Source organism: Psychrobacter sp. (assembly GCF_049295055.1).
GTDB lineage: Bacteria > Pseudomonadota > Gammaproteobacteria > Pseudomonadales > Moraxellaceae > Psychrobacter.
In genome coordinates, this window is sequence record NZ_JBAQQF010000007.1 from 18,317 (window position 1) to 27,809 (window position 9,493).

The following is a 9,493-nucleotide window of genomic DNA, read 5'->3' on the forward strand; positions in this document are numbered from 1 at the left end:
TACTTTATAAAAACCTCCTTTATAAAAAACAGTTTTACGCCAACCGATGACAATCAAAAATAGGCATTTTTTGCCGTCCTTGCTCTTGAGCTGATTTATCTAAAGTCGCTAAAATAACTTCATAACTCTTATTTTCTTCATTTATTACTGATTTATTCAGCTCGCTATGCTCATAGCTATCGATAATGGTTCCGTCAAAAGCGGTGATTGCGGTATGTCCCCACGTCTGACGAGTATGGCCATCTTTATAGGCATGGTCACCACCTTGTGCCGCGCCAATCACCATACACTGACTGTCTAAAGCACGTGCTCGTAGCAAAAGCGACCAGTGCGCTTGTCCGGTTAGATAAGTAAAAGCAGATGGCGCACTTAATAGCTCTGCACCCGCTTGTCGCAGACGCTGTGCCAGCGCAGGAAAGCGCAAATCAAAGCAGACCATCATACCGAGCTGATAAACTGCATCATCTACTTCGAGCGCTGCTACGACTGTCTGTGTACCCGGCTCAAAGGTTGCCGCTTCATTATAGCTGCCTTGTTTATCGGCAACCGTCGCGGTGAATAAATGAATCTTATCATAGCGTGCCACTCGCGTACCATCGGGTGCAAATAGCTGACTGACTTGACGAAGCCTGCCATCGGGTACAATAACGCCATCTGGGCGATAAGGGCAGGGCAGTGAGCCTGCTAGTACGTAAATGCCATAAGTACGTGCATAATCTGCTATCGCCACTGACAGCGCCTCAAAGCGCTCTGCGGTGGCAAACTGTTTGCCCATACTACAGCAGTTTTCTGGTAAAACGACAAGCTTAGCGCCTTGTAAGTGCGCATCGATAATAGCGGCTTTTATATCCGCTAAATTTTTTTCTATGTCTTGCTGGCTATTCATTTGGATAGCAGCGACGGTCAGCTGTTTATTATCGATAAGTTTATTCATAGCATGATTCTCAGGATTTTAAATTTTAAATTTTTTTTATCAGATGTTTTCTAAAACTTATCGTTATTGATGGCTTTTGCGTTATTTAAGCGGCAAATACTTGTGTGCAAGTGATTGCACTTATAAGCTTTACTAAATAATATTTTATCAAAGGATTATCAAAAGCCTTTTAGACGCCTACTGTCATAAGATTAAAAAGCGCTTATCTGAGTAGGGTATAAATTATCATAGCAAAATTGTCATAAAAAATGCTATCGTCATGTCCTGATCAGGTTAAAACGCTGTCTTCATCAGCATAACATAGACAATGTCACCACAATTGGAGTGTAATAAGCTACCTATGAGTATGTCGTTCGGATTGGCGACCACGCTAAGCACCTCACAAAAACTGACCCCGCAAATGCAGCAAGCCATTAAATTGCTGCAGCTTTCTAGTCTTGAGCTCGCGCAAGAGGTTCAGGCGAAGTTGGATAGTAATCCATTACTCGAGCGTATCGAAGATGATGAAGATGAGTATGAAAGTAATAATGATAAAACGATAAATGAGTTTGGTGAGTCATTAACGCTAGATACTTGGAATCAAAGTGCGGGTATCGATTCGTTTAAAGCATCCTCTACAGCGAATAATAATGATGCTAATGATACTTTTGAATATGATGACGGTATTAGCGATAGCTTGATTATTGATAGCCTAGATAAATTACAGCAAGCCAGTTTTGACGATGATGCCATAGACAGTTATGCGCTGGATGGAGACGACTATGGCAGCTTTGATACTAATAACTTTGACACTAATAACTTTGATACGGCCAATATCAGTACGGGTAGCGCATCCACCGCATTAGCACGCCAAGATTCTGATGACTTTGATAGCTATCAAGGTAGCACAAACGCGGTGATTCAAGACCATGTACGCTGGCAGCTTAATTTTAAGCATCTCTCAGAAACAGATACGCTAATTGCTGAATATTTAATGGACTCTATGGATGATATGGGCTTTGTTCGGCTCGATATCGACGAGCTGTTACAAAGCTTTGATACCATGGCAAGCTTCTATCAGTGGGATGAGCGTGTTGAACATGATGAAATCATGGCAGTATTGCGTATGATTCAGTCGTGTGATCCGCTGGGTGTTGGTGCGCGAAATCTAAGTGAATGTTTAGCCATTCAATTGTCCAAGCTCGATGCTAACACTGACTATCTAAAAGAGGCCAAAGCGCTACTATCCGCTGGTGAGCATTTGGTTAGTAATAATATCAAAGCACTGACCGATCTGACAGGACTTGCCGCTGAGGACATCACACCTGCCCTCAATCTGCTGCGCACGTTGAATCCTTCACCCGGCTTGCTATTCCAAAGTCGTCAGCCTGAATATACTCAGCCGCCAGATAGCTATGATATTCCTGATGTACTGGTGACGCCTATCCGTCGCCTCGATACTAATAAAAATACCGATTTATCCACCCAAGAAGATGGTTGGTATGTGCGCCTCAATCCTGACACTCTACCGAAACTGCGGGTCAATCAAGAATACGCCAACCTAGTTAAGCGCGGTGATGATAGCCCTGACAATCAATATTTGCGTGAGAACCTCACCGATGCGAGATTGTTTATTAGAAGTATCGAAGAGCGCAATCAAAACCTACTCAAAGTAGCGACTAGCATTGTGCGCTACCAGCAAGAATTTTTGCAATACGGTGCGACTGCCATGCAACCGCTTATTTTAAAAGTCATTGCAGAAGAAGTAGACCTACACGAATCTACTGTCTCGCGTTTGACCACCAGTAAGACTATCTTGACCCCACAAGGATTGTTTTCTTTAAAGCACTTCTTTTCATCGCACGTCAGTAGTACAGACGGTGATATCTCATCAACGGCTATCAGTGCCATGATTAAACAGCTGATAGCCGATGAAAATCCTAAAAAGCCATTATCTGACAGTCGTATCAAAGACTGTCTATTAGCAGATGGCATCGATATCGCCAGAAGAACGGTTGCCAAGTATCGTGAAGCGATGAATATTGGCTCATCTACCCAGCGTAAACAAAAATATTAACTGTCTTAATTCAATGAGTTATCCATGGATACATGTAGCCGTTAATATGTCATAGGTTAAATATAAAAAATAAAATTTTTTGATTATATAGAAACATTCAGGAAACAACCGTTTTTATTACATTTACTTACAATATACCGTCTTGCTACTAAGCGGTTTTCATGACAAATTAGAGCCATACCAACAACGAAATCTAAGTACAGATCTAGCATGATTATTTATACCAGTAAGAAAAGAAATGATAATAGAATAAGTTTATTTTTTTATTGGAAGCACTGGTACTAAAGGCGCTAGAATAAAAAGCACTAGATAAGTTGGTGGTAAAGCAGGGTGATAAAAGCAGGAATGCTGCCTCATCTGATGATTGTAATTATAAATAAAAGGATAATAATATGAATGTTTCTATCAGTGGTCACCATATCAGTATTACCGATTCCATGGATACAGCAATTCGTGAAAAACTTGAAAAAGTAGAGCGTCACTTTGATCAAATTCAAAGTATTCAAGTAATTCTATCGCTAGATAACAGCAGTGCTCAAAAGAGCCATAAGGCTGAAGCGATTATGCGAGTCTCGGGTAAAGAGATGTTCGTCCAAGCGCTTGATGATGATATGTATAAAGCCATTAACGAGATGGCAGACAAACTTGATAGACAAGTACGCAAATACAAAACCAAACTGGAGAGTAAAAAGACTCAAGGTGCTGGGCGTGATGGACGTTATGAAGATCTGACGCCAGCTGATGTAGCTCCAGCAGTCTAGTTCTAATAACAGATTAGTTTTAATGATAGGTTAGCTATATTGTCATCAAGGTTAATAAATCTTAGCTTATGAATAAATAGTAAAAACAGCGGATTTATTAAACCAGATAATATACATTAGCGAAAAACTAAGTAAAAAAAGACCTCTAACGAATAGCCGTTGAGGTCTTTTTTATGATCGTTTTTTAAAAAATCCTGTTAAGAATAACAGTTTAATCGACTACTAGAAAAAGCTAACCGCCACCCACCGCTTGTACTACCTCAATATTCATCCCTTCAGCGATACGAATTTGGTCAAGCTCACTTTTTGGCGTCAGTTCACCATCGACTTCGACCGCATAGCGACCCTTACTGAGTCCCAACTCATTAATAACCAGTTGTACCGTTTGATGAGTCGTCTGTAGTTTTTTACCGTTTACGCTAATATTGCTCATAATACATGCTCCTTAATTATTCAAAATTCCTTTTTTGCTAATCTGTATTTATCATTTATTGTATTGATTAATCATGATTGCATTACTAGAAAAGCATTTGCAATGACTAAGCAGATACGTTACCTAAGCGAGCTGTCGACACGGCAAGCCATAACCAACCAGCAATCATAAGAACGCCACCGATAGGGGTAATCGCCCCAAACCAACGCGGCGCGCCAAGTGTCATTGCATATAAGCTGCCAGCAAAGATAATGACGCCAATCTGTAGTAGCCACGCCGTCGTTTGAGTTGCATAGTTAAGACGAATGAGTATACCAACAAGCAACAATCCAAGCCCATGTATAAACCAATATAAAGTCGCTGTCTGCCACCATTCAAGCTGTTGTGTGCTAACCATAGCTTTAAGACCATGAGCACCAAACGCGCCTAAAGCGACAGCGATAGCTAGATTAATCGCGGCGATGCTTATCCAATTTAGCATGGTACAACTCGTATTATTAATCGGGGCTTTTGATAACTGATAATGTAATTTCTACTGAATATCATCTGGCAAAATAACACTATCAATAGTCATTGCCTCACGGATTTTATCCATGGCGTTTTTTTCGATTTGGCGTACGCGTTCTGCAGAGATAGAGTAGACTGCTGCCAATTCATGCAAGGTAGATTTTTGCTCGGATAGCCAGCGCTGCTCGACGATATCGCGTGAGCGATCATCTAAGGTATCCATCGCCGCAATCAAGGCTGATGAGTTGTTTTCTTCCCAGTCAGACTCTTCGACAATCTCGGCAGGATCGATGCCGTCTTCTAAAAATAGCTGCGGCGCATAGCGTCCGTCGTCGTCATCACTCGACTGTGCTTCAAATGACGCATCGTACGAAGTCAAACGCGACTCCATCTCCAGCACTTGCTTGCGGGTAACGTTTAAGTCATTGGCAATCGCATCGGCTTCTTCAAGCGTTAACTGGTTGTTGGTCTTTTTTAGGCTGCGTAAGTTAAAGAATAATTTACGATGTGCCTTGGTGGTCGCGACTTTTACAATGCGCCAGTTTCGAATCACAAACTCATGAATCTCCGCTTTAATCCAATGCACCGCAAACGATACTAGACGTACGCCTTTATTAGGGTCAAAGCGTTTTACGGCTTTCATCAAGCCTAAGTTCCCTTCTTGAATTAAATCCGCTTGCGGCAAACCATAACCTGAGTAGCTGCGTGCAATATGGATCACAAAACGCAGATGCGACATCACGAGCAGACGCGCGGCTTCCACATCACCTTCGTCATAATAGCGATGGGCAAGTTCTTGCTCTTGGGTCGGTGTCAAAATAGGGATTTGGTGTACAGTATTAATATAAGCACCCAGATTTACCCCAGGCGCAGACAAATGCGTTGGCATAGCAGGTACTAAGTCACGCGTACTAGTGTCTTCAAACGCACTGGCATCATAAGGCGGACGCTCAGCGGCAGCTTTTAATGCTGCATCGCGTGCTTCATTTATGATGGGAGCGACGCTGTCTTTTTTACGTGTTGGTGCAGCGTTAGTAGAGGTATTAGCCATATTCTTGACCTTGGTTAAATAGATAAGCAAACAGTCAGATAAAATCTTTATAGTTGTAATTGTAAAGGATAGCGACGCTTAGTTGCTATCAGTTTTGGTAATGATGAAGTGATATATTGTATCAACAGAATATTTGGATTTATTAGTTGAAACACTTTTATTATCTATTGCCGTTGCTTGATTAATCATTAGCAATAGCGGATTAAGCGCGTCTACTCTCAAGCTTTGCTGACAAAAAGCCATAATATCTGCTTGAGAATTTGGGTCAGTGGCGACTACATATAATGATTCGCCAGTTGCCACATTACGTAGCGCCACTTTGGTTTTTAACAACGGCATTGGGCAGGCGAGTCCGCGACCATCTACCAAATTTTTGATATGAAGGACAGGTTTGCTTAAGTCTTTTATATCATTGAAGTTCATTTCGTTATTGTCGTCTGCTGGTAGTAAATCTAACAGCTGCATGATTGATAGCTGCTCTACTTCAGATAAATTCTCTGCTAAACGTATCGGATAAGAGGCTCGTACCATGATTGTTTGGCTATCAGCAGACATAAAATAAACCTTTAAATTATCTATATAAAGCATCTATATAAAGTAAATATAGTTAAATCTAATATTTAAGTTTAATGCTTGGGTTTGCAGTATTGGTTGGTTTTAATATTTCACTACTCAGTACCTATTCCGTCGCCATTTTTTCGCTAGGCAGTATGTAGCACGTTCTGCCATTATAGCAAAGTGCCGCTCTTCAATTGCAGTTGAATATAATCATGATAATGTTTGATCAATCAGAACGACCGATGAGCATCAGTTTCTAGACTTACTTAATAGAACTATTTAATAGACTTACCCAATAGGTTTACATAGCCATGTTGCGCAATGGTGACGGCCTGCGGAGTTATTGGTAGCGAAGCGCATACTGTAATTGACCTTGAATAGACAAGCTCGTATAGTCGAAAGGACGTTATGATTACTCGTATAGGATACGCACTTGTATTACTCTAAAAGACAATCGATGCTTGAGAAACCAGCCATAAATGCGCTAGACGGATGCACTATAATGCAATACTCAGGTGCGCAAATGTCATTCTTATTTAAGCGGATCAACCATGGTTTGTCATCATCGCTTGCCCTAAAGTTAGGGATATCAGCGGCATTACTAGCGCTTACCACATTCGCAAATAGTAATAGCGCTAATGCTGCTAGTAACAGTCAAGCAGCGTCCTTTAGTTATGATACTTGGAAATCGAAGGGTACAGAAGAGCTAGATCTACCTAACTTACGCGGGCAGGGTCTGAGCTTCGAAGAACAATATCAAAATAAATTGCTTGGTGAATGGTCATTAAGAAACATCAATGGCAGCGTGAAGATGGAGCATGACCCTTGGATTCAAGAAACCGTTAAAGAGATGACTTGGCGGCTGAATGCGCAAGCGCGCCAGCAAGCACCACTTGGCTTAGTGATTATTGATAACCCGAGTATCAATGCGTTTGCTGCGCCAGGTGGTGTGATTGGTCTGAATACAGGAACGATATTAGCCGCCAATAGTATGGATGAGCTTGCCAGTGTCGTGGCTCATGAGGTGGCGCATATTAGCCAGCGTCATTATGAGAGTGGGGTTGATGAGCGCAAAAAAGCCTTGCTAATGCAAATAGGCGGTATGCTCGCTGCGATTGCTGCATCTGCCGTCGATGGTGATGCGGCAGCAGCAGTGATGATGGGTAGTCAAACCGCCACTATGAACAGTAACATGGCTTTTAGCCGCAATAATGAGCGTGAGGCTGATCGAGTTGGTATGCAAATCATGAACCAAGCTGGTTACGATCCACGAGCGATGCCGCGTTTCTTTGCGACGATGAACCAGAAGAGTCAGATGAATCAGACGGCCAATCAGTTTCTACCCAGTTTTATACGCTCGCATCCATTGAGTAATGAGCGCTTAAGCGAATCGCAAAGTCGTGCTCAGCGTTATGATTCGTTGTCATTGAATCAGCAGCAGCGCTATCAGGCGTTATTTGATCTGCTGCATTGGCGTGTACAAAGCACGGGCAAGCATGTCTCAGAGACGGCACTGACGACTGCCGCAAAGAACAGTTTAGGGGCAAAGTTGGCGCTGATGCATTGGTATGGCGAGCAGCAACGTTTTAAAGAGGCTAATGATCTGTTTATTGAGCTATCAGCGTTACCAGCTGCAAAGCGCCAAATGTTAGAGCCGTTATTATCCATTACCCAAAGCCAAATTTTAACGGAACAAAACAAGTGGCAACAAGCCGCTGAAGTGTTAGAGAGTCAGCAGCGCCTTTATCCAGAGCGTCGTGATTTACGTCTGTATTTAGCCGAGGCATTAACCAACAGTAATCAGCCAACCAAAGCGCAAGCATTAGTCAAACTATTGACTGAGCAGCAGCCCAGTGATCGCTATGCTTGGCAAAGCTTACAATTGGCCAATGAAAAACTGGCAAAAACTACAGACTCACCGTTGCTTGCAAACATAGCAACGATTAATGCACTGCGCTATCGCAGTCATGACCAGCTGTGGAGTGGACGCTATGAGCGCGCGCTGACCTCTCTGACGCAAGCCAAACAACTGACAGAAAAATTGCAAAATACCGCTCAAGCCAATAGCGCTCGCCCGCTACTTGCCAATATTAATGCCGAAATCAAAGCAGTAAAAACCGCCAAAGACTTTAAGCCTTAGGCGGTTGTTTGATTATTGCTATGTTGATATTTACTGTTTATAAACAGCGGCTGATTAATATATCAATAAGGGCATAGAATTAGTCTCTATTTTATTGAACTGCAATTAACCTTGTAGCGCGTCTTTAACCAGCTTTGAAATTAAAGCGGGATCAGCACGACCAGCAGTTTTCGTTTTCAATATACCCATCACGCTGCCCATATCACGCATTGATGTTGCGCCTTGTTCGGCGATTTCTGTATTGACTAAAGCAGCCAGTTCGGCATCATCCATTTGTTTTGGCATATATTCATTGATGATATCAATCTCAAACTGCTCTTTATTTGCCAAATCATCGCGACCGTTTTCGGTAAAAATAGTTAATGACTCATGACGCTGTTTAAGCTGTTTTTGTAATATCTCCAACACTTCAGCATCATCAAGTTCTGTTTGACGGTCAATTTCGATTTGTTTAATAACCGCTTGTACGTTACGCAATACTTTGACACGTTCAATTTCACGTGCTTTCATAGAGACTATGATAGTGTCAGTTAACGTCTGTTTAAGCTGGCTCATTGTTATTATTCCTTATAAGTATTAATAAAATATTTAGGTGAAAATCTGCTGATTATTTTTAGCTTTGCAATAAATAGCTTTGCAATAAAAATCGTAAGAAAAGATGCTATCAGCAGTAATAATAAAAATTGTAGCATAAAAAACGCCACTGATATCAATGGATAACAGTGGCGTTAGTGTAGCGCTAGTACTTAACTAATCGTATTAATGATTAGTACATACGAGTGGTACGAATAGTTTCGCGTTGTAATTTTTTCTTATAACGCTTTACGGCAGCAGCTGCTTTACGCTTGCGTACTTGCGTTGGTTTTTCATAAAATTCACGCTTACGTACATCTGACAATACGCCAGCTTTTTCACAAGCACGTTTAAAACGACGGATAGCGATATCAACTGGTTCGTTTTCTTTAACCTTAACTGCAGGCATGAAGACTCCTCGATTAGGATGAGATATAAGGGCATTAGTTTGGCTGTATATTAGTGTTTAGCCGTAATATC

At 41.7% G+C, this 9,493-nt stretch carries 10 protein-coding genes; 3 read left to right on the forward strand and 7 right to left on the reverse strand.

All coding sequences use genetic code 11. The features are described from left to right. Nucleotides 1-34 precede the first annotated feature (34 nt). Nucleotides 35-934, reverse strand: coding sequence for a carbon-nitrogen hydrolase family protein (locus WAZ74_RS01410; RefSeq protein WP_422305020.1), 900 nt, complete (start codon nucleotides 932-934; stop codon nucleotides 35-37). 340 nt (nucleotides 935-1,274) lie between these two features. Here WAZ74_RS01410 and rpoN point away from each other — a divergent pair, with 340 nt between their 5' ends. Next, the gene (rpoN, locus tag WAZ74_RS01415) at nucleotides 1,275-2,990 is read left to right on the forward strand and encodes an RNA polymerase factor sigma-54 (RefSeq protein WP_422305022.1); all 1,716 of its coding nucleotides are present in this window, start codon (nucleotides 1,275-1,277) and stop codon (nucleotides 2,988-2,990) included. Between the two features lie 392 nt (nucleotides 2,991-3,382). Next, on the forward strand, nucleotides 3,383-3,751 hold the full coding sequence (hpf, locus tag WAZ74_RS01420; RefSeq protein WP_422305024.1) for a ribosome hibernation-promoting factor, HPF/YfiA family: 369 nt from the start codon (nucleotides 3,383-3,385) through the stop codon (nucleotides 3,749-3,751). Between the two features lie 232 nt (nucleotides 3,752-3,983). Here hpf and thiS read toward each other — a convergent pair whose 3' ends face one another. The 4 genes from thiS to WAZ74_RS01440 form a co-directional block, all read right to left on the reverse strand. Further along, nucleotides 3,984-4,184 (reverse strand): sulfur carrier protein ThiS, encoded by a 201-nt coding sequence (thiS, locus tag WAZ74_RS01425; protein WP_422305026.1) that lies wholly within the window; start codon nucleotides 4,182-4,184, stop codon nucleotides 3,984-3,986. 106 nt (nucleotides 4,185-4,290) lie between these two features. Next, nucleotides 4,291-4,665 (reverse strand): DUF423 domain-containing protein, encoded by a 375-nt coding sequence (locus tag WAZ74_RS01430; protein ID WP_422305028.1) that lies wholly within the window; start codon nucleotides 4,663-4,665, stop codon nucleotides 4,291-4,293. Between the two features lie 51 nt (nucleotides 4,666-4,716). Next, on the reverse strand, nucleotides 4,717-5,580 hold the full coding sequence (gene rpoH / locus WAZ74_RS01435; RefSeq protein WP_422305042.1) for an RNA polymerase sigma factor RpoH: 864 nt from the start codon (nucleotides 5,578-5,580) through the stop codon (nucleotides 4,717-4,719). Between the two features lie 240 nt (nucleotides 5,581-5,820). Next, nucleotides 5,821-6,297 (reverse strand): sulfurtransferase TusA family protein, encoded by a 477-nt coding sequence (locus tag WAZ74_RS01440; protein WP_422305030.1) that lies wholly within the window; start codon nucleotides 6,295-6,297, stop codon nucleotides 5,821-5,823. Between the two features lie 505 nt (nucleotides 6,298-6,802). Here WAZ74_RS01440 and WAZ74_RS01445 point away from each other — a divergent pair. Further along, nucleotides 6,803-8,440, forward strand: a complete 1,638-nt coding sequence (locus WAZ74_RS01445; RefSeq protein WP_422305032.1) for a M48 family metalloprotease — start codon at nucleotides 6,803-6,805, stop codon at nucleotides 8,438-8,440. A gap of 105 nt (nucleotides 8,441-8,545) precedes the next feature. On the opposite strand, the gene WAZ74_RS01450 is transcribed toward WAZ74_RS01445, so the two are convergent. Then, complete coding sequence (locus WAZ74_RS01450) at nucleotides 8,546-8,995, reverse strand: GatB/YqeY domain-containing protein (RefSeq protein WP_422305034.1); 450 nt, start codon at nucleotides 8,993-8,995, stop codon at nucleotides 8,546-8,548. A 211-nt stretch (nucleotides 8,996-9,206) separates the two neighbouring features. Then, a complete protein-coding gene (rpsU, locus tag WAZ74_RS01455; RefSeq protein ID WP_079690742.1) occupies nucleotides 9,207-9,422 on the reverse strand; it encodes a 30S ribosomal protein S21 in 216 nt (71 codons plus the stop codon). Nucleotides 9,423-9,493 lie beyond the last annotated feature (71 nt).